This window comes from Streptomyces sp. NPDC048506 (assembly GCF_040651315.1).
Classification (GTDB): Bacteria; Actinomycetota; Actinomycetes; order Streptomycetales; family Streptomycetaceae; genus Streptomyces.
Window position 1 is genome coordinate 263,842 of sequence record NZ_JBEZIX010000001.1, and the last position, 26,119, is coordinate 289,960.

At 72.4% G+C, this 26,119-nt stretch carries 20 protein-coding genes and 1 pseudogene; 2 read left to right on the forward strand and 19 right to left on the reverse strand.

What is annotated here, in order from left to right; translation table 11 throughout:
• Nucleotides 1-132: 132 nt before the first annotated feature.
• The 9 genes from AB0C96_RS01145 to AB0C96_RS01185 form a co-directional block, all read right to left on the reverse strand.
• A complete protein-coding gene (locus AB0C96_RS01145) occupies nucleotides 133-2,676 on the reverse strand; it encodes an FtsX-like permease family protein (protein WP_362912337.1) in 2,544 nt (847 codons plus the stop codon).
• Nucleotides 2,673-3,470, reverse strand: coding sequence for an ABC transporter ATP-binding protein (locus AB0C96_RS01150; RefSeq protein ID WP_362912339.1), 798 nt, complete (start codon nucleotides 3,468-3,470; stop codon nucleotides 2,673-2,675). The genes AB0C96_RS01145 and AB0C96_RS01150 overlap by 4 nt, the downstream gene beginning before the upstream one ends.
• Nucleotides 3,442-4,224 (reverse strand): sensor domain-containing protein, encoded by a 783-nt coding sequence (locus AB0C96_RS01155; protein ID WP_362912341.1) that lies wholly within the window; start codon nucleotides 4,222-4,224, stop codon nucleotides 3,442-3,444. The genes AB0C96_RS01150 and AB0C96_RS01155 overlap by 29 nt, the downstream gene beginning before the upstream one ends.
• A complete protein-coding gene (locus AB0C96_RS01160; RefSeq protein WP_362912342.1) occupies nucleotides 4,221-4,454 on the reverse strand; it encodes a hypothetical protein in 234 nt (77 codons plus the stop codon). The genes AB0C96_RS01155 and AB0C96_RS01160 overlap by 4 nt, the downstream gene beginning before the upstream one ends.
• Nucleotides 4,455-4,477: 23 nt before the next feature.
• Nucleotides 4,478-4,813, reverse strand: a complete 336-nt coding sequence (locus AB0C96_RS01165) for a winged helix-turn-helix domain-containing protein (RefSeq protein WP_362912344.1) — start codon at nucleotides 4,811-4,813, stop codon at nucleotides 4,478-4,480.
• Between the two features lie 211 nt (nucleotides 4,814-5,024).
• Nucleotides 5,025-5,687, reverse strand: a complete 663-nt coding sequence (locus tag AB0C96_RS01170) for a 4'-phosphopantetheinyl transferase superfamily protein (protein WP_362912346.1) — start codon at nucleotides 5,685-5,687, stop codon at nucleotides 5,025-5,027.
• Between the two features lie 43 nt (nucleotides 5,688-5,730).
• Nucleotides 5,731-7,218: a cation:proton antiporter gene (locus AB0C96_RS01175; protein ID WP_362912348.1), complete on the reverse strand. Its 1,488-nt coding sequence runs from the start codon at nucleotides 7,216-7,218 to the stop codon at nucleotides 5,731-5,733.
• A gap of 194 nt (nucleotides 7,219-7,412) precedes the next feature.
• Nucleotides 7,413-8,159: an alpha/beta fold hydrolase gene (locus AB0C96_RS01180; RefSeq protein WP_362912350.1), complete on the reverse strand. Its 747-nt coding sequence runs from the start codon at nucleotides 8,157-8,159 to the stop codon at nucleotides 7,413-7,415.
• Between the two features lie 170 nt (nucleotides 8,160-8,329).
• Nucleotides 8,330-8,779, reverse strand: coding sequence for a DoxX family protein (locus AB0C96_RS01185; RefSeq protein WP_362912351.1), 450 nt, complete (start codon nucleotides 8,777-8,779; stop codon nucleotides 8,330-8,332).
• 188 nt (nucleotides 8,780-8,967) lie between these two features.
• On the opposite strand from AB0C96_RS01185, the gene AB0C96_RS01190 reads away from it, so the two are divergent.
• A complete protein-coding gene (locus tag AB0C96_RS01190; protein WP_362912353.1) occupies nucleotides 8,968-10,185 on the forward strand; it encodes an amidohydrolase family protein in 1,218 nt (405 codons plus the stop codon).
• Nucleotides 10,186-10,294: 109 nt separating this feature from the next.
• Here the strand turns inward: AB0C96_RS01190 and AB0C96_RS01195 are convergent, their stop codons facing one another.
• The 10 genes and pseudogenes from AB0C96_RS01195 to AB0C96_RS01240 form a co-directional block, all read right to left on the reverse strand.
• Nucleotides 10,295-10,822 carry a hypothetical protein gene (locus AB0C96_RS01195; protein ID WP_362912355.1) on the reverse strand — a complete coding sequence of 176 codons (528 nt, stop codon included), beginning with the start codon at nucleotides 10,820-10,822 and terminating at the stop codon, nucleotides 10,295-10,297.
• Between the two features lie 167 nt (nucleotides 10,823-10,989).
• Entirely contained in the window at nucleotides 10,990-11,748 is a 759-nt protein-coding gene (locus AB0C96_RS01200) for a glycosyltransferase family 2 protein (protein ID WP_362912357.1), read from the reverse strand.
• A gap of 402 nt (nucleotides 11,749-12,150) precedes the next feature.
• A pseudogene (locus AB0C96_RS01205) lies at nucleotides 12,151-16,183 on the reverse strand (AAA family ATPase).
• 472 nt (nucleotides 16,184-16,655) lie between these two features.
• Entirely contained in the window at nucleotides 16,656-19,220 is a 2,565-nt protein-coding gene (locus AB0C96_RS01210) for an FtsX-like permease family protein (RefSeq protein WP_362912359.1), read from the reverse strand.
• Nucleotides 19,221-19,321: 101 nt separating this feature from the next.
• On the reverse strand, nucleotides 19,322-20,104 hold the full coding sequence (locus tag AB0C96_RS01215) for an ABC transporter ATP-binding protein (protein ID WP_362912360.1): 783 nt from the start codon (nucleotides 20,102-20,104) through the stop codon (nucleotides 19,322-19,324).
• 136 nt (nucleotides 20,105-20,240) lie between these two features.
• A complete protein-coding gene (locus AB0C96_RS01220) occupies nucleotides 20,241-21,497 on the reverse strand; it encodes a HAMP domain-containing sensor histidine kinase (protein ID WP_362912449.1) in 1,257 nt (418 codons plus the stop codon).
• Nucleotides 21,498-21,535: 38 nt separating this feature from the next.
• On the reverse strand, nucleotides 21,536-22,276 hold the full coding sequence (gene cseB / locus AB0C96_RS01225; protein WP_362912362.1) for a two-component system response regulator CseB: 741 nt from the start codon (nucleotides 22,274-22,276) through the stop codon (nucleotides 21,536-21,538).
• A 340-nt stretch (nucleotides 22,277-22,616) separates the two neighbouring features.
• Nucleotides 22,617-22,919, reverse strand: a complete 303-nt coding sequence (locus AB0C96_RS01230) for a transcriptional regulator (protein WP_362912364.1) — start codon at nucleotides 22,917-22,919, stop codon at nucleotides 22,617-22,619.
• Nucleotides 22,919-23,371, reverse strand: a complete 453-nt coding sequence (locus AB0C96_RS01235) for a hypothetical protein (protein ID WP_362912366.1) — start codon at nucleotides 23,369-23,371, stop codon at nucleotides 22,919-22,921. The genes AB0C96_RS01230 and AB0C96_RS01235 overlap by 1 nt, the downstream gene beginning before the upstream one ends.
• 110 nt (nucleotides 23,372-23,481) lie before the next feature.
• Complete coding sequence (locus tag AB0C96_RS01240) at nucleotides 23,482-24,228, reverse strand: TetR/AcrR family transcriptional regulator (RefSeq protein WP_362912368.1); 747 nt, start codon at nucleotides 24,226-24,228, stop codon at nucleotides 23,482-23,484.
• 37 nt (nucleotides 24,229-24,265) lie between these two features.
• Between AB0C96_RS01240 and AB0C96_RS01245 the strand changes: the two genes are divergently transcribed.
• Nucleotides 24,266-25,816, forward strand: a complete 1,551-nt coding sequence (locus AB0C96_RS01245; RefSeq protein ID WP_362912370.1) for an FAD-dependent monooxygenase — start codon at nucleotides 24,266-24,268, stop codon at nucleotides 25,814-25,816.
• The last annotated feature ends 303 nt before the right edge of the window (nucleotides 25,817-26,119 follow it).

Genomic DNA, 26,119 nt, shown 5'->3' on the forward strand with positions numbered 1-26,119 from the left:
CGCGACAAGACGGTGCTTGAGGGGCTTCAACGCCATAAGAGCGAGCGTAGGTTTGACAAGACTTCGCCCACCACGTTGTTAAGTGGTGGGCGAAATTCGCAGGTGACGTAGGCGAGTTTTCCAGATTTCAGATCATTCCCGGGTGCCGACCGCCGCCGAGGGCCGGGTGCGCAGCGCCATCCGGGCCGACAGCAGGGTGGCGCCCAGGGTCAGCACCAGCGCGAAGGCGACGACGGTGATCAGGATCGACGGCGGCCCGGCGGGCAGGGCCCGTTCGAGCACCGCATAGCTCAGCGGCACCAGCGTCGCGGCCGCGACCAGCAGGCCGAGCACGATACCGGCCAATGCGGTCAGCAGCGCCTCCACCGTCATCATCCGCATGACCTGGGCCCGGGTGGCGCCGATGAGCCGCTGGAGGGTGAACTCCCGGCGCCGCTCGGCGGTCGCCATCACCAGGGTGTTCACCAGGGCGATGACGGCGTAGCCGATGACCATGGCGACCAGGAGGTAGGCCACCCAGGTCTGGGTGTCGTTCTGCTTGACCTGGGCGGTGACCAGCGACGACCGGTCGACCGCCCGCAGTCCGGGCGATGCGGCACCCGGGCCGGTGAGCTCGGCGGCCAGGCGCGCGGTGTCGGTACCGGGCGCGGCGGCCACCAGGAGCTGCGGCACCACGCCCTTGGTGGTGTGCGCGGTGACCTGCGCGGCGGGCATCAACACCGCACCGTAGCCGCGCCGTTCGCCGACCGTGGCCACCAGCCGGGGCTCGACCTTGGTGCCGTCGCCCATCCGCATCGGGATCCGCTCACCGAGCGCATGGCCCTTGGCGGAGGACTCGGGCAGCGCCACGGTGTCCCCGCGCAGACCGGCGAGGCTGCCGCTGACCACCCGGACCGCGGTGGTCCGCTCGATGCCCTTCGGCGAGACGCCGGTGATCTGCACCGGTGTGCCCTTCGGCTTCCGGCCCTTGCCGTTGTAGTCGGCCCACTCGGCCTTCGACGGCTCCAGGAAGCCGGAGCTGGGCACGTAGGCGGACGCCGCCGCCACACCGGACTGCCGCTCGACCCGGTCGACGACGGACGGTGGCATCCCGCCGGTCGCCGACGTGATCACCAGGTCGGCCCGGAGGTTGTCCTTGAACGCCTGCTCGGCACCCTCGCTCTGGGTGGTCTGGAGGTAGATCAGCGCGGTGGCCAGGCCGGTGGCGAGCATGACCGGCATGACCGCGCCGGCCAGCCGGATCGCCCGGGCCCTGGCGTTGAGGATGGCCAGCTGCCCGGCGAAGCCGGTGACCGCCCGCAGCGGCCAGCGCAGCAGGGCCGTCATCAGCTTGGTCAGGCCGGGCCCCAGCAGTCCGAAGCCGGCGGCCCACAGCATCGCGGCCGGGGTGGCCGCACTGCCCGCCTTCGCACCGTCCATCTGCGTCGTGACGAACGCCAGGGCGGTGCCACCGGCCAGACAGAGCAGCGCGGCGAGCAGCCGGATCCAGTTGAGCCAGCGGCGCTGCACGGCCGCTTCGGCCAGCGCCTCGGTCGGGCGGGTGCGGGCGGCACCGCGGGCCGCGATGTACGCCGCCCCGAGGGCGGTCAGCAGCGCCGCGCCGGCCCCCGCGACCAGGGGGATCCAGCCGGCCCGGTACATCACCACGTCCGGCACCACACCGGCGTCCACGAACCGGCCCAGCAGCCAGTTGCCCAGTCGCGGTCCGGGCACACAGGCCAGCGCGGTGGCGAAGACGGCCACGGTGAAGGTCTCGGCCAGGATCATCCGGCGGACCTGGCCCGGCGTCGAGCCGATCGCGCGCAGCAGCGCCATCTGCCGCTGCCGCTGCTGGATCGACAGCCCCAGCGTGCTGGCCACCACGAAGACGGTCACCATCGCGGCCAGACCGCCGAACACCGCGGACATGGACACCAGGTTCTTGCCGTGGGTGACGACGTCGGGGAACTCCGCCCGGCCCCGCTCGTCGCCGGTCAGCACCGAAACCGGCGTGTCCTTGAGGGCGTCGGCGAGCGCCGTCTGCACCTGGCCGACATCGGTGCCGGGGGCGGTGAGCACGCCGATGGAGTCGACCTTGCCCGGCTGGGGGGCGTACCGCGCGGCATCGGCGTCCGAGAGGAACACCGTCCCGGCCTCGCCCGGCCCGTCCACCAGCCCGGTCACCTCGTACGGCCGGAGGGTGCCGTGCACGCCCAGGGTGATCCGGTCGCCGACGCCGGCACCGGCCTGTGCGGCGAGCCGGGAGTCCAGCGCCAGCTTCCCCGCGCCGACCGGGGCGCCGCCCTTGGTCAGGCGGTACGGCCCGAGCCGGGCGGAGTCCCAGCCGTGTCCGGTGGCGGTGGTGCCGCCCTTGCCGCCCTTCAGGACGAGCGCGACGGGCATCGAGACGTCGGGCACCGCGGCCCGTACGCCGGGCACCGCGGCGGCCTTGCGCACCGCGGCGGCGTCGAGCCGGACCCGCTCCTGGAAGACCTTGTTGGACTCGGGGTAGTTCTGGTCCCCGGTGACGACGATCTGCGCGGCCCCGAGCCGCTGCGGCGCGGCCAGCCCGCGCACCCCGGTCTCCAGCAGCCCGCCGCACGCGATCACGATGGACGCGCCGAAGAACAGTGCGATGAAGGAGGCGATGAAGCCGCCCTTGTGGAACTTCAGGGAGCGCAGCGCGAGGCCGATCATCGGGCCGCTCCGTGCTGCCCGCCCTGCGACGCCTGCTCGTCGGCCCAGGCGCCGAGGTGGGTCATGCGCTCGGCGACCATGTCCGCGGTCGGGCGCTCCAGTGCGTCGACGATCCGGCCGTCGGCGAGGAAGAGGGTGCGGTCGGCGTGTGCGGCGGCCACCGGGTCGTGGGTGACCATCACGATGGTCTGCCCGGCCCATTGGACGGCCTCCCGCAGCAGGCCGAGGACCTCACGGGCGGTGCGGGTGTCCAGCGCTCCGGTCGGCTCGTCGCCGAAGACCACGGCGGGGCGGGTGACCAGTGCGCGGGCGATGGCCACCCGCTGCTGCTGGCCGCCGGAGAGTTCGCCGGGGCGGTGCTTCTGACGCGACGCGAGGCCGACGCGTTCGATGACCTCGTCGACCTCGGATGCCTTGGCTCGGCGGCCCGCGAGGCGTAACGGCAGGGTGACGTTGTCCCGCACGCTCAGCGCGGGCATCAGGTTGAACGCCTGGAAGACGAAGCCGACCCGCTCCCGGCGGAGCTTGGTCAGTTGCTTCTCCTTGAGCCGGGACAGCTCCACGCCGTCCAGCTGGACCGTGCCGGACGTCGGCCGGTCCAGCCCCGCGGCGCAGTGCAGGAAGGTGCTCTTGCCGGATCCTGAGGGGCCCATCACCGCGGTGAAGGAGCCCCGTCGCAGACCGATGCTGACCCCGTCGAGGGCGGCCACCTTGTTCTTGCCGCCGCCGTAGACCTTGTACACGGAGTCCAGATGGACGACGGCGTCAGCCGGCCCGCCCGGGTTTCGGTTCATGGGCTTCCTCATCAGATGTCGTGTCTGTGGAAGTGCTGGTGCGAAGCCCGCTCTGCGCACAGAGCGGACCGGGACGAGCGAGCACGCCCTTGACCTGCGCGAGCGGGTCACCGGGCGGACGGAGCACCGCCTGGGCGACGGCCAGGTGCAGCCGTGCGGCGGTCACGAGCAGCCGGGCGGCGAAGGGAAGCAGAAGGAGCGCGACGACCGCGATGGCCAGCGCTCCGGGCAGGGTGTCGACCGCGAGGAACGCATGGCCCTGCCCCGCCGTTCCGCCGGAGACGGTCACGACCCGGTACCACAGCGGCAGGGTGACGCAGCCGAGCAGCACCAGCCAGACGACCAGGGCGAGGAGGTCCAGCAGCAACAGGGGAGGGAAGAGGAGGATGAGATAGGCGCAGTCCCGGACGATCGCCGGATCGGCGCAGCGGGCCTTGAGGTGGGCGGGCAGACCGGGCTCGGTGACCTCCTTGTAGAGGTACGGGATCGGCCGGTCGATCAGAGTCGCGCGGCCCCGCTCGACCTGCGCACAGCCCCGGATCACCCACGCCGACCCGATGATCAGCGGCACCGTGACGGTGAACTGGCTCAGCACCACCCCGCCGAGGAAGGCCGCCGTCGCCACGGCGAACAGTGCGCTGCCGGCCACGAGATAGCTCGCGAGGTAGCCGGCGGCGAGCCAGGGGGCGGCCGATAACGGCAGTCTGACCAGCGAGTCCGGCGGACGCAGCCGCCCCGGGGGCAGCGCGGTCACTCGATCCTCCGCAGCATCTCGTCGATCGAGCCCACCCGGGCCTTCAGCTCGGCCAACTCGGCCTGGAGGGCCTCCTGTCGGGCCACCGCCTCCTCGGCGAGCTTGCGGTAGGAGGCCATGGCCACGGCATCGGCGCGGTGGCGCTGGAGTCTGAAGTGCGAAACCACCGCCGCTGTGATTCCCCCGACGACGATCAAGACGATGGCGATGGCGACGATGGCGCCGGTCATGTCCGGGTCCCCCTCATTGCGTTCTAACCTTCCTCATCGGTAGGCCCGTCCGCCTCACGTGCCCGTTCCTCGTCCTCCCGGAGGACGTCCAGGATCGTCTGCACATTGAGACGCACCTCGAACGGAGCCAGCTCGAAGTACTTCAGAGCCTTCCCGTCGTCGGAGAGTTCCAGATTGCCGACGACCAGGCCGGCCTTCTCTAGGCGTTCGAGGTGCATGTAGAGCAGGGGGCGGGACATGCCCAATTGACGGGCCAGTTCACTGACGTACATCCGGCCGTCGGCGAGCCCTGCGATGGCCCGGAGACGCTGTGCGTGGCCCACCGCGGCGAGAAAGGTCAGCAGCTCCTCGCTGGTCAACGTCCACCTCCCCAGCCTGCCGGACTGTATGTGTAAGTTAAATCTTTCACATGCCGAGAAAGGCTGTCAAACCCCCTGTGGGCAGCCCGGGAAGCCGTGCGCGGACCCGCGGCGGAGCCTCCGCCGGACAGCCGACGGAGCCCCACCGGACAGCCGACGGAGCCCCACCGGACAGCCGACGAGCCCCGCCGGACAGTCGCCCGCCGGCCGCCTAGGGAGCGCTTGCCGGGACCACCACACACGCCACCACCAGGCCCTCGCGCGCCAGCCAGCGCCCGGTGAAGTCCCTTGGCGCGGTGGGGTGTTCGGCCGGCGGGGCGACCAGGACGCGGGCGTGGAAGGTGCCGTCGGAGCGGAGCGAGACCCGTGCGCCGTCGAAGCCCAACCAGCTCCCGGTCACCGGGAACCACGCCTTGTAGACGGCCTCCTTGGTGCAGAACAGCAGCCGGTCCCAGCACACCCGGGGCTCCAGCCGGGAGAGCCGGGCGACCCGCGCCCGTTCCTCGGGCAGCCCGACGAAGCCCAGCACGCCGTCCGGCAGGGGCTCATGGGGCTCCGCGTCGATGCCGAGGGTGCGCACCGCGGAGTCGCGCGCGACGACCGCGGCCCGGTAGCCGGCGCAGTGGGTCATGCTGCCGACGACGCCGTCCGGCCATCGTGGGGCACCGCGTACGCCCGGCAGTATCGGCACCGGCGGCAGGCCCAGGGCGCCGATGGCGCGCCGCGCACAGTGCCGCACCGTGGTGTACTCGCGCCGGCGTGCCGCGCCGGCCTCGCCCAACGCGGCCCGCTCCTCCGGGAACAGCCGCGCATCGGGCGGATCCCCGAAGGACTCGGCGGCGGCGACGGCCGGGGGAAGCATCTGGTCGATCACGCGGCCGCTCCGTGCGGGGGACTACCGGGGGACTACCGGGCGACTACCGGGGGGCGGAGGAGAGCTCGGGCGCATCGTGTCCGGACGCGCCGTCCGCCGCGCGCCGTGCCGGCGCCGGTTCGACCGCGTCCGGCCCGAGGAGCCGGAGCATCGGCCGGGTCATCATCGTGGTGACCAGCGCGACGATGGTGAGGATGCTGAGCAGCCGCTGGTCGATGATGCCGGCCTGGTAGCCGATCTGGAGGATGACCAGTTCGGTCAGGCCGCGGGAGTTGAGCAGCCAGCCGAGCGAGAGGGCCGGCCGCACGCGCATCCCGGTGAGGACGGCGCTCAGCGCGGGCCCGAAGACCTTGGTGACGACGGCCAGGACGAGCAGTGTGCCCAGCGCCAGCACGGAGGCCCGGTCGAAGCGCAACGACCCCAGGTCGATGCTGAGCCCGAAACCGAAGAAGAAGAACGGCAGCAGCACGGTCTTGGCCGTGCCGGAGAGCTGGTCGGCGACGCTCCCCCACTGCCTCAAGGGCGTGGGAGGTACCCCCATCGCCCCGTCATTGCCCACCGGCCAGGCCAGCCCGACCAGCAGCGCCCCGATCAGCTGGTGCACCCCGACCACCGTCGTCAGGGTGGACGTCGCAGCGATCCCGACGGCGAGCAGCACCATGGTCGTCGCATCGCCCTCGCCTTCCGCCCCGGCCGCCGCCCGGGACCGCGCCCACCGGGCCAACCCGATCCGCAGCGGCCCCAGGAAGACCACCGTGATCACCGCGGCGATCAGCCCGTTCCACAGCACGCCCGCCGGGCTGCTCCCGTGCAGCCCCGCCAGGATCCCGGTGAGCACCAGCCAGACCGCCCCGTCCCCGACCGCCGCCGCGAAGAGGCTCAACTGCCCCTGGCGGGTGCGGGTGATGCCGAGGTCGGTCAGGATGCGGGCCAGCACGGGGAACGCGGTGACGCTCAGCGCACACCCCACGAACAGCACGAACGCCATCGGATCGGCCGTCCGCCCCACGAACCCGTGCACCAGCGGCACGGCCGCCGCGGTCCCCGCCGCGAACGGCAGCAGCAGCGAGGCCTGGCTCACCAGCAGGGCCTGCGGCCCGGTGCCCCGCAGCCGCATCCCGGTCAGCTCCCGCCCGACCCCGAACATGAAGAAGATCAGGCCGACCTGGGCCAGCCCGTCCAGCATCGGCAGCGTGTTCGCCGGGAACAGCCAGTGCCCCGCGTCCGGCGCGAACCGGCCCAGCACGGTCGGCCCCAGCGCCAGCCCCGCGCAGATCTCGCCGATCACCCGCGGCTGCCCCAGCCGGTCGGCCAGCAGTCCGCCCAGGTAGGCGGCGACCAGAATGACCGCCACGGCGAGGAAGAAGTGCCCGGCCTTGTCCAGTCCGTGCCCCGCCCCGGCCGCGCCCCTGCCCGGCGCCTCGCCCGTGACGACGGCCGTCGCCGCCCAGACGATCACCGCCAGCGGCACCACCACCATCACGGCGACCACAGCGACCCGTTTCTTGCCGAACCCGCTTCCCACCCGCACGCCCGTCCCCCGTGGTTCCGTAGTCGTCACATCGCCACGGCGAAGGCCCCGGTCGGCCGCATCCGCACCAGCCACCGCCCGCCCCCACCGCGCTCCGGCCCTACTGACCTGCGTCCTACCGACTTGCGTCCTACCGACGTCCTGCCCTACCGGTGTCGTCCCGCCCCATCGATGTCCACCGGCGTCGTCCCGCCCTACCGGTTTCCCGCCCGCTCGTCCCGCTCCCCGGCACACGCCTCCCGCACCAGCGCGTACGGCGGTGCGTCCGCCAGGTAGAAGTGACCGCCCGGCACCATCCGCTGCACGAACCGGCCCTCGGTCAGCCCTGCCCACTGCGCGACCTGATCAGCCGTTACCCGGGGGTCGCTCTCTCCCGCCACAGCGGTGACCGGACACCCCAGCGGCACACCGGTCCGATGCCCGTAGGCGCCCAACATGCGGAAGTCGCCCTTCACATACGGCAGGATCAGCTCACGGAACATCGGGTTGTCCAGCAACTCGGTGTCGGTGCCGCCCAGCTCCACCAGCGTCGCGACGGCGGTCTCGTCGTCCGTCGCCGCCGCGCGCGCGTCCCGCCGCACCAGGTGCGCCGCACGGGCGCCCGACACGAGCAGGTGCGACGGCCGGACGCCATCGGCCTCCAGTGCCCGCGCGGTCTCGTACGCGACGATCGCCCCCATGCTGTGTCCGAAAAGGGCCGTTGGTCGGTCCATCAGCGGTCTGATCGCCTCGGCGATCTCCCTGGCCATGGCCACCAGATCCGTGGCCAGCGGCTCTCCGAACCGGTCCGCCCGCCCCGGGTAGCACACCGCGTGCACCTCGAACTCGGGCAGTCCCTTCCGCCACTCCCGGAAGAAGTACGACGACCCACCGGCATGCGGGAAGCAGACCAACCGCCGAGCTGCGAACGGCCGGTTCTCGCTGCACTCCGTCCAGGCCATCAAGCGCCTCCCGCTCATCACCGCCGACCACTCTCGGCCTCTCCGCCACAGACGCCGCCCATTGGACCAAGCACCTGCTGACAGCCGGCTGACAGCGGCCCGCCACGGCCGGGTCGCGACCGGTGCACGGGCTCCGTTCCCTCAGGCCGAACGTCCTTCCAGGCGGCCGGCTACCCGAAGAGCCCCCAGGCCCCGTCGATCGACCAGGTCTGCCAACTCACGGCGAACAGACCGGTGATCGAGACCAGCCCCATCATCAGGTTCTGCCCCTGCTCCGCCCATTCGTGGATCATCAGCACGAGGTAGATCAGGTTGAGCAGCGCACCGGCGACCAGCGCTATCGGCGTCAGGAAGCCCACGATCAGGCCGAGTCCGAGGGCGAGTTCGGCGTAGGCGACGAGGTACGCCATGAGCCGGGGGTGGGGCTGTACGAAGCGCTCGAAGCCCTTGCGGACCAGGGGCCAGCGGTGTTCGGCCGCGATACCGGCCGCCCAGGTGATGCCGCCGCCGGCGAACCAGGTCTTCTTGTCCTTGTGGCGCCAGCTCTCCAGCCACCACAGCCCGAGGCCGATGCGGAGGACGGCGAACCATTCGGCGCCGCTGAGCCAGATCGTCTGCATGCTGCCCTCGTCTCTCGTTCCGCAGTGAGCTGACGGACCGTCAGTTCAGCGGACTTCGCGACGCGCCGCAAGGGGTGGAGTTCCCGGACGCGCCTTGCCGTCGCAGGGGTGAGCCCATAGCCTCGAAACTGATGGAGCGTCAGATTTGCGCTCCGAGTGGTTCACCGGCGGGAAGTTGGGGGTACAGCGTGATCAGCAGGGAGAGCGGCACCGCGGAACTGCCCAAGGTCATCAGCGTGGACGATCACGTGATCGAGCCCGCGCACCTCTTCGAGACCTGGCTGCCGAAGAAGTACCGCGACAAGGGGCCCAAGCCCCTGACCGCCGGCATCGGCGAGCTGGAGTACGTCGGCGGGAAGTACCGGTTCACCACGGACCCGGAAGGTCAGATCACGGACTGGTGGGAGTACGAGGGGCTGTTGTTCCCGTACAAGCGCATCATCGCCGCCGTGGGCTTCTCCCGGGACGAGATGACGCTGGACGGGATCACCCGGGAGCAGATGCGCCGCGGGTGCTGGGACCCCAAGGCCCGGCTGGCGGACATGGACGTCAACCACGTCGAGGCGTCGCTCTGCTTCCCGACGTTCCCGCGCTTCTGCGGGCAGACCTTCGCCGAGGCCGAGGACAAGGAGGTCGGGCTTGCCTGCGTCCGGGCGTACAACGACTGGATGGTGGAGGAGTGGTGCGGGGACAGCGGCGGCCGGCTGATCCCGCTGTGCCTGATCCCGCTGTGGGACATCGACCTGGCCGTCGCCGAGATCCGGCGCAATGCCGCGCGCGGGGTACGCGCGGTGACCTTCAGCGAGATCCCCACGTACCTGGGGCTGCCGTCCATCCACTCCGGGTACTGGGACCCGTTCTTCGCCGCGTGCGAGGACACCGGGACGGTGGTGAACATGCACATCGGCTCGTCGTCGCAGATGCCGGCCGCCTCGCCGGACGCGCCGCCCGCGGTCCAGGCGTCGCTGAGCTTCAACAACGCGATGGCCTCGATGATGGACTTCCTCTTCAGCGGCGTCCTGGTGAAGTTCCCGCGGCTGAAGCTCGCCTACAGCGAGGGCCAGATGGGGTGGATCCCGTACGCGCTGGAGCGGGCGGACGACGTCTGGGAGGAGCACCGGGCGTGGGGCGGGGTGAAGGACCTGGTCCCCGAGCCGCCCTCGTCGTACTACTACCGGCAGATCTTCTGCTGCTTCTTCCGCGACAAGCACGGCATCGAGGCGATCGAGACGGTGGGGGTGGACAACGCGACGTTCGAGACCGACTACCCCCACGTCGACTCGACCTGGCCGCACACCAGGCAGGTGGCGGCCGAGCACGTCGCGGGCCTGCCCGAGGACGTGACGTACAAGCTCCTCCGCGGCAACGCCATCCGGATGCTGGACCTCCCCTTCGACCGGGGCTGACCCTCCGACCGGGGCTGACCCTCCGACCGGGCTGGCCCTCGGAGCGGGGCTGCTCCCGTCCGGCGCCGCGCCCCGGCGCGGGCCGGTGCCGGACGGGTCCCGGGGCCCGCTACATCCAGCCGGCGGCCTCGGCCGCGACGACGGCGGCGGCCTCCGCGGCGTCCGCCTCGGCGTTCAATGTCGCGTTCCGGCCCAGACCGTCCCGGCCGGCGGCCTTCCCCGCGGCCTGGGACGCCGTGAGCGCAGCCCGGTACGCGGCGTCGGACGGCTCGCCGCCGCCGTGCGACTGCGCGATCTGGGCGGCCAGTACGGCGGCGGCAGCGGCGTTCCTGGCCTGCCGGCCGTCCGCTGCCGGATCCGGGGCACTCCCGGCCAGCGCGGCGACGGCGTCCGAGGACAACCGGACGGCGTTGGCGGCCTTGGCGGCCGCCTCTCGCGGGACGGCGACCACGACCGCCGGATCCGCCGCGAAGCCGGCGTACCGGCAGGCCGCCGTGGTGCGCCCGGCCGCACTCCGCGCCCGGGCGGCGTGCACCCTCCGGAGCGCCTCCTCGGTGCTCGCACCCGACGTTTCCCGGACCACGGTGTCGGCGCCCGGCGAGGCGCCCTGCCGCTCGCCTTCATGGGTCTCGCTCAATGCCGTCTCCTTCTCTGTCAGAGCGACGGTGCCGCCGGCAGACGGATGCCCGCGGCGTGCCCCGGCACCGGGCCCGCCAGGACCGAGCGCCGGGTGCCGCGCAGGGTGACACGTCGGGCCCGAACACACCAGAGCGGCGTGCCGCGCCGGCCCATCGGTGGCGTCGCTCAATCCCCGGCCGGATAGCGCCAGTTGAAGTGCGCGAGCTGGCGCGCCCTGGCCTCCACCACCGCCATGCGGGCGTCGCGCTCGGCGGTGTCGACGTGGGCGGCCTGGCCGGTGGCCTGGCCGGGCCACTTGCGGTAGAGGAGGCCCACCTCGGGGGAGATCCAGCCACGGCTGGTCGCGTTCAGCGCCAGGAGCAGGCCGGTGTCCTCGGACGCCGGGAGGGCCATCCATCCACCGAGGGAGAGCAGCAGGTCGCGGCGGACGAACAGGGTTGCCGGGTGGACCTGTGCGCGGAAACCGTTCGCCTTCCAGAAGTCGAGCACGGCGCCGCGCTCGACCGGCCCCGGCTCGGGGTCGCCGGGGAAGCCGGCGGTGGAGCCGTCGGGCAGCAGGTCGAGGGCGCGGGACGTCGCCCAGCCGATGCTCCGGTCGGCTTCGAGGGCGGCCAGGTCGCGGGCGAGCGCCCCGGGCGGTAACTGGTCGTCGGCGTCCAGGACCTTGACGTACTCGCCGTCCGCATGGGCGAGGGCGATGGTGCGGGCGACGCCGGGGCCGCCGGAGCGCCCCTGACGGAACGTCACCCGCGCGTCCTCGGGTACGTGCGGAGCGACCTCGTCGCCCTTGCCGTCCTCCTGGACGACCCAGTGCCACTCCCACCCCTCGGGGAGTTCCTGCCGGCAGAGGGAGGCGTGGGCGTCCGGCAGGTAGTGCGCCGACGGCGCGTGTACGGCGGTGACGATGATGATGCGCCGTCGCACGGCACTCACCACCTTTCCAGGGGAACGGTGAACGGCATCGATGCCCTGGCCGGCCGGCTGACCGGCGCGCTCAGCTTACGAGTCCGCAAGAGGGGTGGAAGGCGGCATGCCGTACGGAGTGCGCGGCCGGAGAAAGAATCCGCATCCGAATTCATTGAATATTCGACTAATTGCCGAGGGGTATTTCCGTGGTGTTCCTCGACGGGGATCACCGGCCCGCCGCACGAAAACGCCCGATCGCTGGCGACGGGGGATGCACCAGCGATCGGGCTGTGGCCAAGCCTAGCAAGGCTGGCGGTGCAATGGGAGTCAACTGTGGAATTGCGCCGCGGAGTTGTGATCAGACTCACCCAAAGTGGTCTACCGGGACGCACGCATGCCGCTGGCAGAGGGCCGGGCCCGTTACTCGTCGCATGGAGGCTCGTACGAGAGATGGGGCAGATACTCGTGCCATTTCTCCGGCGTCAGAACGCCCCGCGTGGTCGAGCAGATGCGACGAATTGCCTTGTCGGCATCGAGGCTCCACAGCCGGACGGTGCCGCCGCCGGTCGATACTCCGAGCATGTGGCTCTTCGGGCTGAACGACAGGAAGTTGCCCGTCTTGGCGTTGGGGCTCGTCGATTGACCGATGGGCGTGGCCCCGGACGGGTGCGTGACGTTCCAGAACCGGACCGTGTTGTCGTTGCCGCCGCTCGCCAGGGTGCGGCCGTCCTTGCTGAACGTCAGCGACACCACCGCTTCGGTGTGGCCGGTGAGAGCGGAGCCCAGCCGGGTCGCCGTGCGGGGGTCGGTGGTGTTCCAGAGCCGGACGGTGTCGTCGTCGCTGCCGCTGGCCAACGTGTGGCCGTCCGGACTGTAGGCGAGCGCGTTGACGGGCCCCAGGTGTCCCCTGAGGGGTGCGCCGAGCAGGGCGGGACGACGTGGGTCGGCCGTGTTCCAGAGCCGGATCGTGGCGTCCGCGCTGCCGCTGGCGAGAGTGCGTCCGTCCGGGCTGAAGACCAGGGATTCGATGTAGCCCTTGTGGCCGGTGAGCGGTTTGCCGAGCGGGGTGACGCGGGAGGGGTCGCTGACGTTCCACAACTGGAGGGTGCGGTCGTCGTAGGCGGTGGCCAGAGTGCGCCCGTCGGGGCTGTACGCCAGCGCGTTGGGGCCCATGAACCGCGTCCGCAGGGTGAGGGGCCGCCCGTAGGAGACCGGTCGCGCCGGGTCGGTCACGTTCCACAGACGCACCGCCTGGTTCCCCGTCAGTACCGCGAGTGTGCGGCCGTCGGGGGAGAACACCAGCGAACGCTGGCCACCGTCCCCGGGCATGAACGGTGTGTTCAGCGCAACGGGCCGGTCGGGGGCCTTCACGTTCCACAGCCGGACCCTGCCGTCGCGTGCGGCCGTGGCGAGCACCCGCCCGTCCGGGCGGAACGCTCCGCTCCGGCCGACCATGTTCGACGTAGGGATCGACCACAGCCGGACCTTGCTGTCGCCGCTCCCGGTGGCGAGGGTTCGCCCGTCCGGGCTGAAGCCCACGGCGTACATCTCACCGCTGCTGCCCGCGAGGGGCTCGCCGACCTGCGACGGGTAGGCCGGATCACTGACGTTCCACAGGCTCGCGGTGCTGTCCGCGCTGCCGGCGGCGAGCATGTTTCCGTCGGGGCTGAACGCCACGGACCACAGGGGGCCGGTGTGGCCGGTGAGCGGTGCGCCGAGCGGTGCCGCACGACGTGGGTCGGTGGTGTCCCAGAGCCGGACGGTGTTGTCCGAGCTGCCGCTGGCGAGAGTGCGGCCGTCCGGGCTGAAGGCCACGGAGTGCACCGTGCCCGTGTGGCCGGTCAGCACCGTGTCGATCGGCGTCGGACGACGTCGGTCGGTCATGTCCCACAGCCGGATCGTGTCGTCGTCGCTCCCGGCCGCCAGCGTCCGTCCGTCGGGGGTGAACGCCACGCAGCGCACGGCGGCGGTGTGACCGGTCAACACCCCGCGCGGCTTCGGCCGGCGCGGGTCGCCGACGTCCCACAGGCGGACGGTCCGCTTCTCGTCGGCGGAGGCCAGCGTGTGTCCGTCCGGGCTGAAGGCGAGCAGGTAGATCGTGCCGTCATGGCCGGTCAGGGGCGCACCGAGCAGCTGCGGACGGCCGGGGTCCCGCACGTCCCACAGCCGGATCGTGCCGTCGTCCGAAGCGCTGGCGAGGGTGTGCCCGTCCGGGCTGAAGACGGCGGTGCTCACCCAGCTCGTATGGCCGGTGAGGGGCTTGCCCAGGGGCTTGGGGCGCGTCGGGTCCGCCACGTCCCACAGACGGACGGTCCGGTCGTAGCCGGCGGTGGCCAGGACGCGGCCGTTCGGGCTGAACGAGGTGAGGTAGACGGCGCCGGTGTGGCCCAGCAGCGGCGTGGCCAGCGGCGCGTTCACGATCGAGATCAACCGGTTGTTGGTGCCCTCGTCGTCGGGCCGCAGGCGGTGCGCCACCATGTCGAGCTGCGCCGACAGGGACGGATCGGTGTACTGGGCGCGATCGGCTTCGGCGAGCACCTGCTCGAAGACGGTGTCGTCCCGCTGCTGCCAGGCGAGCACCGCCGAACCGATGGCCAGCATCGCCATGACGACCAGAGCCGCCACCGCACCGCGGCTGATCAGGACCGTGCGCTTGCGCAGCCGAACCGAAGCGGCCAGGAACTCCACCGCGCTGCGGGTCAGGAAGGTGTCACCGGCCGACTGCGCCCAGACGCGGGCCTGTTCCAGACGGGAACCCCGGTAGAGCAGTGACGCGTCGCGGTTCGAGCCCTCCCAGGCCCTGCCGTCCTCCTCCAGCCGCTGGCGCAGCAGGTTGTCGTTCCGGTCCTCGTCGATCCAGTCGCGCAGCCGCGGCCACGCATGGAGCAGCGCTTCATGGGTGATCTCCACCGCGTCCGCGTCGAGCGTCACCAGACGGGCGTGCACCAGCGCTTCGAGCGACTCCTCCGTCTTGCCCGGGTCCGTCGACTCGTCCGCCAGTTGGCGCCGCTTCCCCCGCCTACGGGTGGCCTGGGTGTCCTCGCCCAGCCGCACCAGCCGCAGGAGGAGCAGTCGCGCGGCCGTGCGTGCCGTCGGGTCGAGGCCGGACCAGGCCCGCTCGGCGGTCGCCGCCACCGCGCCCTGGATGCCGCCGGCCGCGCGGTAGCCGGCCAGCGTCAGCCGGCCCGCCTTCCGCCGTTGCCAGGTGGCGAGCAGAGCGTGCGAGAGGAGCGGCAGTACGCCCGCGTCGTGCGCCCCGCCGGGGCCGTCGGCGCTCACTTCCCGGACGATCAGCTCCGCCAGACCCGGTTCGAGTTCCAGACCCACGGCCTTGGCCGGCCCGGCCACCGCTTCGCGCAGCTCCGTGGCGGTCAGCGGCCCGAGCACCATGTGCCGGTGTTGCAGCGCGTCGGCCAGTTCGGGGTGCACGAGGCAGTGTTCGTAGAAGTCGGCGCGTATGCCGATGATGACGAGCACCGGGGCCGGGTCGGCGGCGGGTGGGGGTCCCCCCTGTTCGAGCGAAGTCGAGAGCTTGGGGGAGGGCGTGCAGGAGTTGGATGAGGGTGCGTCTGGTCGCCTCGTCGGAGCAGAGGGTGAACGCCTCCTCGAACTGGTCCACGATCACGACCGGACGGCCGGCGGACGGCGGCGTCACGCGTCGCGCCCACGCCGTGACGGCCTCCCGCACCGCCCGGGCGAACGGCGCGGTACCGGGTTCCGGCGCCGCCGTTGCGTCCGCGCCGGGGACGACGGGTGCCAGGTCGGGGATCCGGCGCGTCAGCTCCGCGAGGGGGTCGCCGCCCGGCACGAGTTGCAGTACTTCCCGCCGCTGCCCGCTCCCGTCGCCCGGCGCGCCGTTCCGCAGGGCGGGCACCAGACCGGCGTTCAGCAGGGAGGACTTTCCCGCCCCGGAGGCGCCCACCAGCATGACCAGGCCACCCGTCTCCTCCGCGGCGCGGAGCTGGGCGACGAGGGCGCCCGTGCTCCGCTCCCGACCGAAGAACCACCGGGCGTCCTGCTGACGGTACGAGGCCAGCCCGCGGTACGGGCACACACCGGGGACGGCCGGGGCCTCTACCGGCGGACGTTCCTCCACTTCCGCGGATGCGGTGCGGTCGCCGACCGGGTCGGCCACCGCGCGCTCCCACAGGCGCTGCCACTGGGCCAGGTCGTACAGGCCCGTGGACACCGGTGTGGGCCGCACGCGCCGTGCCTGGGGGATCAGGACGTGCAGCACGGCTGCGAGGGCGGCGAACTGCGCGGGCACGTTCTTGGCCCGTCGCCAGTCGCTGATCCGCTGCACGGACACCCGTACGGGCCGCCCTCGTTCGTCGACCCGCTGGAGTCGGACGACCGCCTCGGCCACCTTCTTGAGAGGCGGGTTACCGGCCTCCTTGTACAACAGCGCGAGGCGTTCGGCGAGGGCCGTGCGTGCCCCTGAGTCGGAACTCAAGGTCTCTACCCCTTACTTCCCCCGCATCTGGACGTCCGGACCGGAAAACTCACCTTAGCTGGTTGACCTGCGGTTACGCCGTCGGCCCGAGGGCGGAACCTGCTCGCCCGGATCCGCGGCTGGCAGGATCACGACCCAGCGGCGCAGCCATCGGGTAATCACCCGGACAGGTCACCAGCTCAGCGCTCGGAGGGACAACTCCCATGACGCATGTTCTCGGTCACCTGCCGCCGGACTCGCGAGCCGGCGGTGACGACCCCGGTCCATGAGCGGGGAGTCCGTAGAGCCGGCACCACAGCTGCCGCGTCGACCACGGGTCCGGCTCTTCTCTGGATCCGCGCCGGTACGGGGGGCGCGGATCGAACCCGCCCGCGCCATTCGACACCGGTCCCCACGAGGGGAGGGACCGGTGGCGAATGGCGCGGCGTCGTTCCGACCGGTGTCGTGCGTCAGTCTCCACCGGTGCCGTCCGTCAGATCTCCGCGACGGCTTCCAGCGGGCTCAGGGCGGCTGCCCGGCGGGCCGGGACGGCGGCCGCCAGCGCGCCGATGGCGAGGGACACCAGGCACACGAGGAGCAGCGTCCCCCAGGGCAGCACCAGGGAGTACTGCTCCAGCGCGCCGTTGGCCAGCGCGCCGACCGCCCAGGCGCCGAACAGCCCGCCCGTCAGGCCCAACAGGGTGCCGAACGCGGCGACGGTCACCGACTCCAGACGGATCATCCGCCGGACGCCGGCGCGGTCCATGCCGACGGCGCGCAGCACGCCGATCTCGCGGGTGCGTTCCGAGACCGACATGGCCAAGGTGTTCACGATGCCGAGCGAGGCGATCACGGCGCCGATGGCGAGCAGCCCGTACATCAGGGTCAGCAGGTTGCCGAGGGCGCCGGCGGCCTCGTGGACGAGCGCCTCCCGGTCCTGGACCGTCAGCAGCGGGTTGTTGCCCACGGCGGTGCGCAGCCGGTCCTCGGTGGCCTTCGAGAGCGCGCCGCCGTCGGTGCGGACGAGGACCCGCTGGACGGAGCCGGGCGTGAAGCCGTGCCGCTGCACCTCACCGCGGGCGCCCAGCGCGTCCCGGGCGATGGGGTTGTCCTTGTAGACGCCGACCACGGTGTACCGCGTGAAGCCCTGGCCATAACCCATGCGGGCGTTGAGCCGGGCGCCCGCGCGCACGCCGTGTTCCCGGGCGAGGGTGCTGGAGACGGCGATCCGGCCCGGTCCGAGGTCCGCGAGGGAGCCGCTGACGAAGTCGAGCTTCATGGTGGCGTTCGCGGTGTCGGGGTCGATACCGGAGATCTGCCGGACACCGCCGCCGACGAACAGGGAGGAGTCCGCGACGGCGGCGGCGGTCCGCACCCCGGAGGCGTCGGCCACCCGCCGTACGGCGTCCGGGCCGATGCCGGTCGTGGTGGTGCGGGTGCTGATGACGTAGTCGGCGCCGAGGCCGGCCGCGGCCTGGCGGTCGAGGGCCTGCCCGGTGGAGTTCCCGATGACGGCGAGCCCGGCGACCAGCGCCGTGCTGATCATCAGGGCCGAGGCGGTGGCCGCGGTGCGCCGCGGGTCGCGCAGCGCGTTCTCCCGGGCGAGCCGGCCGGTGATCCCGAAGCGGTCGGTCAGGCGTCCGGTCAGTCGGATCACGGGAGCGGCGAGCAGCGGCGCCAGCACGATCATGGCGACGGCGAGGGCGGCGCAACCGAGCATCGCGCTTTGCAGGTTCGCTACCGAGGCGTCCTTCGCCCCGGTGAGCGACACCAGCAGACCGGCGCCGAGGACGAGGAGGACCAGCCCCACCCCGGCCCGGATCCGGGACCGGGTGGCGGACGGCGGCGCTTCGGCCGAGCGCAGCGCCTCGATGGGCGCGACCTTCGCCGCCCGGCGGGACGGCAGCCACGCGGCGAGCACGGTGACGCCCACGCCCACGCCGAGCGCCGCCACGACCGGGCGGGGGCCGATCACCAGGGGACCGTTGGGCAGCGTGTCCTGGCCGGTGCTCAGGACGTCGGGCAGCACCGCGGCGATGCCGAGGCCGAGCAGGAAGCCGGCGGCCGACGCGCCGAGGCCGAGCAGGAGGGCCTCCAGCAGGACGGAGCGGACCACCTGGCGGCGCGAGGCGCCGATCGCCCGCAGCAGCGCGATCTCACGGGTGCGCCGGGTGATGAGCATGGTGAAGGTGTTGACGACGAGGAACGAGCCGATGAACAGCGAGACCCCGGCGAAGACCAGCGGCAGCTTGGTGTAGCCGCGGGTCAGGGTGTCGACGTAGGTGGCCTGCTGGGCGGCCTGGGCGGCGCCGCTGACGGCCTCGGCCCGGTCGGCCGGGAGCCGGGCGGTGACCCGGCCGGCGAGTTCGACCTGGTCGGTGCCGGGCTCGGCGGACAGGTCGATCCCGGTGTAGTGGCCGGGGGACGCGAACAGCCGCTGGGCGGTGGCCTTGTCGAACAGGGCGAGGGTGCCGCCGGCGGTCACCCGGGTGTCGTCGGTGGTGACGATGCCGACGAGTCGCTCGGTCATGACCGGGCCGTCGGTGGCCAGCGTGATCGTGTCGCCGATGCGGAACCGGCCGGCGGCGGCGGTGCCGCTGTCCACGGCGAGTTCACCGCCGTTCCGCGGGGCGCGGCCCTCGACCAGCGGATGGCGGGTGTCCTTGCCGTCCCTGCCCGGTACGTAGGCGGCGGCCAGGTTCGCCCACGCCTTGCCGGCCCGCAGCGGAGTGCCGTCCGCCGCGTTCAGGGTGGCCGAGCCGTCGGCCGACGGGTGCACGGCGGCGACACCGGGCACGCCGGCCAGCTTCCTGGCGAGTGCGTCGTCGAGCACGCTGGTGCGGTGGTCCGCGGCGGCACCCGGCGGGGGAGCCTTCGCGGTCACGGTGACCGCGATGTCCGCGAAGTTCTTCGACGCGGCGGCGCGGTAGGCCGCGGCGGAGGAGTCCGCGAAGACAAGGGTGCCGCACACGAACGCGACCCCCAGGCAGACCGCGAGGACGGTCATGACCAGACGGGCCTTGTGCGCGAGGACGTTGCGCAGGGCTGTTCTCAGCATGGGTGGCTTTCCGGGACGTGGGGGTACGGGGCGGTGCGACGCAGGTGAGCGGGGCCCGGGACGCGAGCGGTCGGTCGGCTCGGTGCGGGGGTGACGGCGGGTCAGCCGGTGTGTGCGCGGGCGTCGAAGGTCTTCATCACGTCCAGGACCCGGTCCGGGGTGGGACGGGCCATCTCGTCCACCAGGCGGCCGTCGGCGAGGAAGACGACGCGGTCGGCGTAGCCGGCGGCGACCGGATCGTGGGTGACCATGACCACGGTCTGGCCCAGTTCGCGCACCGAGTCGCGCAGGAAGCCGAGGACCTCGCCCCCGGCGCGGGAGTCGAGGTTGCCGGTGGGCTCGTCGCCGAAGACGATCGCGGGGCGGGAGACCAGGGCGCGGGCCACCGCCACGCGCTGCTGCTGCCCGCCGGACAGCTGGCCGGGCCGGTGGTCGAGGCGCCGGGAGAGGCCGACCATGGAGACCACACGGTCCAGCCACTGCCGGTCGGGCCGGCGCCCGGCGACGGTCAGCGGCAGTGTGATGTTCTCCAGCGCGGTCAGCGTCGGCAGCAGGTTGAACGCCTGGAAGACGAAGCCGATCCGGTCGCGGCGCAGCGCGGTGAGCTGCCGGTCGTCGAGCGTGCCCAGTTCGGTGGTGCCGATGCGGACGGAGCCGGAGTCGAACGCGTCGAGCCCGGCGGCGCAGTGCATCAGGGTGGACTTGCCGCAGCCGGAGGGGCCCATGATCGCGGTGAACTCGCCCTCCGGGAAGGCGATGCTGACCCGGTCCAGGGCGACGACGCGGGTGTCGCCGCTGCCGTAGACCTTCGACAGGTCGGTGGTGGCGGCCGCGATCCCGGTCGGCGGGTACTGCGCGAAGGTGTCGAGGGGGGCGGCGGTCACGGGGACTCCTCTTCGGGGTGCGGTCTTCGGGGTGCGGAAGGGTGCACTGCGAAAGGTGTCCGAGGTACGTATCGGGACCTCGGCCGCCGTGTATCGGCGTCTGCTCCGTTGCGTACCGGTTCTGTAGGGGCGGCGGTCAGTGCGGCAGGCGCAGGGTGGCGACGGCGCCGCCGTCCGGGGCGTTGTGCAGGCGCAGCTCGGCGCCGAGGAGCCCGGCCTGGCCCAGGGCGATGGTCAGGCCGAGGCCGTGGCCGGTGCCGCGCTCCTTCGCGCCCGTGTGGAAGCGGCGCGGGCCGTCGCGCAGCAGGTCCGCGGGGAAGCCGGGGCCGTGGTCGCGTACGACGACGGTATGGCCGTCGACCGTGACCCGGACCGGGACGTCCCCGTGCCGGTGGGCGTTGACGACGAGGTTGCTGACGATCCGTTCGAGGCGGCGCGGGTCGGTCTCCACGGTCTCCACGGGGCGCGCGGTCTGGACGGGCTGCGCGTCCGCTCCGTGCGGTGCGCCGGCGACGGTGACCTCGGTGTCGAGGCCGGTGCGCGCCACGGCCTCGCGGACGACCGCCCCGAGCGGGACCCGGGCGTGGACCGGCCGTTCGGCGCCGGCGTCGAGCCGGGAGATCTCCAGCAGGTCCTCGACCAGGCCGCGCAGATCGCGCACCCGGGCCCGGAGCATGTCCTCCGTCTCACCCGGCGGCAGCAGATCGGCGGCGGCCAGCAGACCGCCGACGGGGGTGCGCAGCTCGTGGGCCACGTCCGCGGTGAACCGGCGCTCGGTGCGCAGCCGCCGGCCGAGGCTGTCGGCCATGAGGTCGACGGTGGCGGCGATGTCGGCCACCTCGTCGCTGCCCTTGGTGGGCCCGGTCCGGGCGTCGAGGTCACCGGCGGAGATCCGCCCCGCGGTCTCGGAGACCCGCCGCAGTCGGCGGCCGAGCAGCCCGGCCCCGTAGACGGCCAGGGGCACCGCCGCCGCGAGCGCGACCAGCGAGGCCACCGCCATGCTCATGTCGAGCCGTCGCAGCGTGTACAGCTCCGAGCTCATGTTGACCTGAAGCGCCAGCACCCGGCTGCCCGGGCCGTCGACCCGCTGGGCGGCCCAGGCGCTCGGGCCCACGTTCCCCTCGACACGCCCGTCGTAGGCCGTGTGCCGTGCGCCGTCGGCCGGGTGCCGCAGGTCGGCGGGCAGCCCGGCCGGATCGAGCTCCGCACCGTCGGTGAGCGTTCCGGTGCGCCGGTAGGCGTCCATGGCCGAGTACAGCCTGTTGAACGCCTGTGCCGCGGCCCGGCTCCGGATGTCCTGCGCGGTCCACACGTGCACCAGCACGCCCACCGCCACCGCGACCAGACAGGCGGTGGCCGCGGCCAGTGCGGCGATCTTCCAGCGCAGGGGCATGCGGGCCGGCCGCAGCCGCTGGAACGGGCGCACCGGCCTCAGCGCCTGAGCTTGTAGCCGAAGCCGCGGACCGTCTCGATCCGGTCCCGGCCCAGCTTCCGGCGCAGCCGCTGCACACACAGGTCCACGACCCGGCTGTCGCCGTCCCAGCCGTACTCCCAGACGTTGCGCAGCAGCGTGTGCCGCTCCAGCACGATGCCCGGGTGGGCGGCGAACTCCAGCAGCAGCTTCAGCTCGGTCGGGGTCAGCGCCACCGGGTGCCCGGCGACGAACACCTCCATACCGCCGGTGTCGATGGTCAGGTCCCCGAAGGACAGGGACTCCCCCTCGGCCGGTGACGGCCCGTCGCCCGCGGCCCGCTCGGGTCCCGGGACGGGCGCGTAGGTCGCCCGCCGCAGCAGCGAACGGATGCGCGCCACGAGCACGTAGGTGTCCACGGGTTTGACCACGTAGTCGTCCGCCCCGGCCTCCAGACCGGCGACGACATCGAGCCCGTCGCCGCGGGCGGACATCATCAGAACGGGCACCAGGCTGGTCTCCCGAACCCTGCGGCACAGGCCGATCCCGTCCAGACCGGGCAGCATCACGTCCAGGATCAGCAGGTCGAAGCCCTCGTCGCGAAAGAGCTCAAGCCCCGTCAGCCCGTCGGCGGCGGCCGCCACCCGGTAGCCGTAGCGCTCCAGAGCGACGGCGAAGGACTGGCGCATCAGATCGTCGTCCTCCACCAGCAGCACGCGAACGGGCCGCGGAGCGGCCGGAGCCGGGGTGGACGAGGACACGGGCGGATCACTCCTGTTCGGACGGTCGTGCGGCGCAGGTCCCGTGTGCACCCACGCGCAACCGGCGACCTGAAAGGAACGATAGGGCAGCCACCGGGCACGGCAACCGCGTCGCACAACGGAACCGCATCGCCGCCCCCCGCAGCCTGTCCCCTCCGCGAACGCCCAGGTCAGACCGGACGAAACGGCTCGGGCAGCTGCCGAGTCGAGGGCGTTCCACCGCCCCGTGGGCCTCCCTGCGCCAGGGCCGGGCGCACCGATTCGATGGGCAACCAAGCGCTCCCTGATACCCACCCGATACACAACCGGCGTGGGCGGCCCGTCGCCGGGCCCCGGTCGGTCACACCTGTGGCCCGCGCGCCGCCGCCACGATCCGCTCCAGGGCCGAGGCGTGCCGCTGGAACGCCTGCCGTCCGTGTGCGGTGAGCCGGAGGTGGGTGTGGCGTCCCGTGCGGTTCCGCGTCTTGCGCACCTCCACATAGCCGGCGTCTGCCAGCGCCGCGACCTGTTTGGACAGGGCCGAGTCGCTGGTGCCGACGGCGTCCCGCACGAAGCCGAACTCCACCCAGTCGGCCGGAGCCAGCAGCGCGACGATCGACAACCGGGCCTGAACATGCAGGAATTCGTCGAAGTCCGGGTCCATCAGCGCAGGTCGTCCTTCTTGGCGATCTTCCTGACGATCGGGCGGCTCGCATACGTGGCCACCAGCGTCGCCAGGGCGGTGACGGCCGCGGCGGTCACGGAGGGGAGCGGCAGTTCGAGCAGGCGGGCGGCGATCGTTGCCGCGGTGAGGACCACGATAACGACTGCCCCCAGCCACAGGGTGAACAGCGTTGCCGCACCGGAGGGCTTCCTGCGCACTCGGGCCCGACGGTACTGCACAACCATTCCACCCGCGATCAAGCTGCCGCCCACCAGCCAGGCGAAGAGGCTCCAGGGGCGTGGCAGATCACCGGACGACATCATGGCGAATATGGCCAGCGCCGCGACGAGCCCGTAGGCGCCGGAGGAGGCGTGGCGCACGTACTCGTCACGCGTCTGCTCCTGGCGGTGGCGTATGGCGTCGAGCGCGGTCTGGGCGTCGTAAGAGGTCATGGGGGTCCCTGGTCATCCGGCCATCGGGTACTTTCCTACAGGGAAAATACCACCTTCTTTCCCGGCGGGAAAGAAGGTGGTGCTGAAGAAGGTGGTCCCGGGTGGTGCCCTCAGGTCGGGGGTCGGCCCTCCGGCGGGACCAGGGTGGCAAGCCCGTCGAGGAGCCACTCCAGGACCTGCTCGAAGGACTGCGGTTCGGGGGTGAGGCGCTGGGGGTCGTTGGCCCAGGCGATGAAGTGGGGGTGCCTGCCCTCGGCCGCGATGCGTGCGAGGTAGGGGGCCACGGCCGCTGCCAGGTCGCTGTCGGAGTGGAGTCCGACGCGGGCCCGCATGGTGTGCTCCTCCAGCAGTGCGAGTCCGGAGCCCAGGACGTGACCGAGCACGGTCTTGATGAACCCCATGCGCGTTGCCGCGTCGAGGCCGAGGGGTTCGAGTTCGGCGAGCGCCGTGTCGTAGAGGCGGAGGGCGTTGGGCCCCAAGGGGGGACGGCTGAAGGCGAGGCGCGCGAACCAGGGGTGGCGCTGCACCACGTCCCAGCCGGTGCGGCCCATGCCCTGTAGTGCGTCCCGCCAGCCCTGTCCGCGCGGCACGGTGATCTGGCCGTAGACCTGGTCGGTCATGAGGTCGACCAGGCCGTCCTTGCTGCCGACGTAGCGGTAGAGGGCCATCGGGCTGCGTACGCCCAGCCGCGCGGCGAGTGCCCGCATGGTGATCTCGTCGGGCATCTGGTCGTCGGCGAGTTCCACCGCGGCGGTCACCACGCGTTCGCGGCTGAGCTGCTCGGTGGCGCGAGGGGGCTTGGGCTCGTCGAACCACACCAGCCCACCGGTGACGGGCCGGCGTTCGGAAGGAGTCATGGTGGATTCACTGTAACGGTGGTGTACGTTGTCCACCATGAGTGGACAACGTACACCGACTTCTGAAGTACTCGTGGTGGGCGGCGGACTGGTGGGACTCACCGCCGCGTTGGTGCTGCGCCATCACGGGGTGGCGGTAACGGTGGTGGAGAAGCGGTCGACCACCTCGCCACAGCCCAAGGCCCGCCGCTTCCACATACGCAGCATGGAGATCTTCCGTGAGCTCGGACTGGCCGGCCTGGTCCAGCACGCGGCACGTGATCTCGCAGGTCACGACCGCATGGCCGCCGGAAGGACGCTCGCCGAGGCCGAGCAGCTCCCGTCGTGGCAACCCTCGGGCGCGGGCGGGCCCGTGGTCGACATCAGCCCGGAGGACCCCTGCCTGATCGCCCAGGACGTGCTGGAGCCGGTGCTGCGCGAGGCCGCGGTCGACGCCGGGGCCACGGTGCGCTTCGACACCGAACTCGTCGCCTTCGAGCAGCAGGACGACGAGGTGGTCGCCGAACTCCTCGACCGCCGCGACGGGGACCGCTCACAACTGCGGGCCCGTTACCTGGTCGCCGCCGACGGTGCTCGCAGCCCCGTACGCCGAGCACTGGGCATCGGCCGCTCGGGCCACGGAGCCATAGGCGATCCGAGCGTGAACGTCTACTTCCACGCCGACCTCGGCGAGGTCGTACGCGGCCGGGAGTTCAACCTCTGCCAGATCGAGCACCCCGACGCACCCGGCGCACTGGCATCGGTCGACGGCCGTCGCCGCTGGGTGTTCATGGGCAACGGCAACGGCAACGCCACCGACCGGGACTGGCCCGCGGTGCTCCGCACGGTCCTCGGCGTTCCGGCCCCGGACCTCGAAGTCCGCAGCGTCCTGCCCTGGCAGGCCGAGATGCTCGTCGCCGATCGCTACACCCTCGGCCGCGTCCATCTGGCCGGTGACGCCGCCCACGTCATGCCGCCGTTCGCCGCCAGCGGCGCCAATACCGGAATCGCCGACGCACACAACCTGGGCTGGAAACTCGCCGCGGTCCTCCGCGGCCACGCGGCACCGGCGCTCCTGGACAGCTACGACGCGGAACGCCGTCCGGCCGGATGGTTCACGGCCGACCAGTCGTGCCGCCGCACCCTGAGCCTCCGTGATCTGGCGTCGGCCTCCGATCCCACACTCGCCCACCCCTTCGTCCTGGCCGCAGGCGGGTTCCAGTACACCGAGGGAGCCCTCTGCAACGACCCGGCGGCGACCGACGACCCCGAACCGCTCACCGAGTTCAACCCCGTCGGCCGGGTCGGCACCCGCATTCCGCACCGCTGGCTCGACCCGGCCCGCACCCGGTCCACGATCGACCTCGCCGGACCCGGCTGGGCCCTGGTGACCGGCAACCGGACCCCGCAACCCGTGCCCGGGCGGTCTGGGTCCGTCCACCTCGCCGTGCACCGCCTCGACGTGGACTTCCTGCCCGCCGAACAGTCCCTGCTCATCCGGCCGGACCACGTCATCGCCTGGCGGGGCACGGATCCCACCGCGGCCACCGAGGCGTTCGCCGCGCTGCTGAACGGCCGGGACGGCGCAACGGAGTTCGTCGCACCATAGGGCGCGCCGCGAAGCGCCGGACCCCGGACGTGCCGCGAAGTACCGGACCCCGTACGCGCACTCATCTGCCGGAGGAGCCCGAACTCCTCGCGGCAGTCCGGGAACTCCCGTCGCGGCCACCAGGTGACGGCCACGACCTCTTCGTCCCGAATGAGGTTCGGACAAGATCCTGCCCAGCGCGGACAGGTATCTATGCGGGTCAGGGCATCGACTCCAGGCCCTACCTGGCCAGCAACCAGCTGATGGAGGCCAACGCCGTCGGCAAGCTCATCCACAAGCCGTAACGCCCCCAACAGGGCCGAC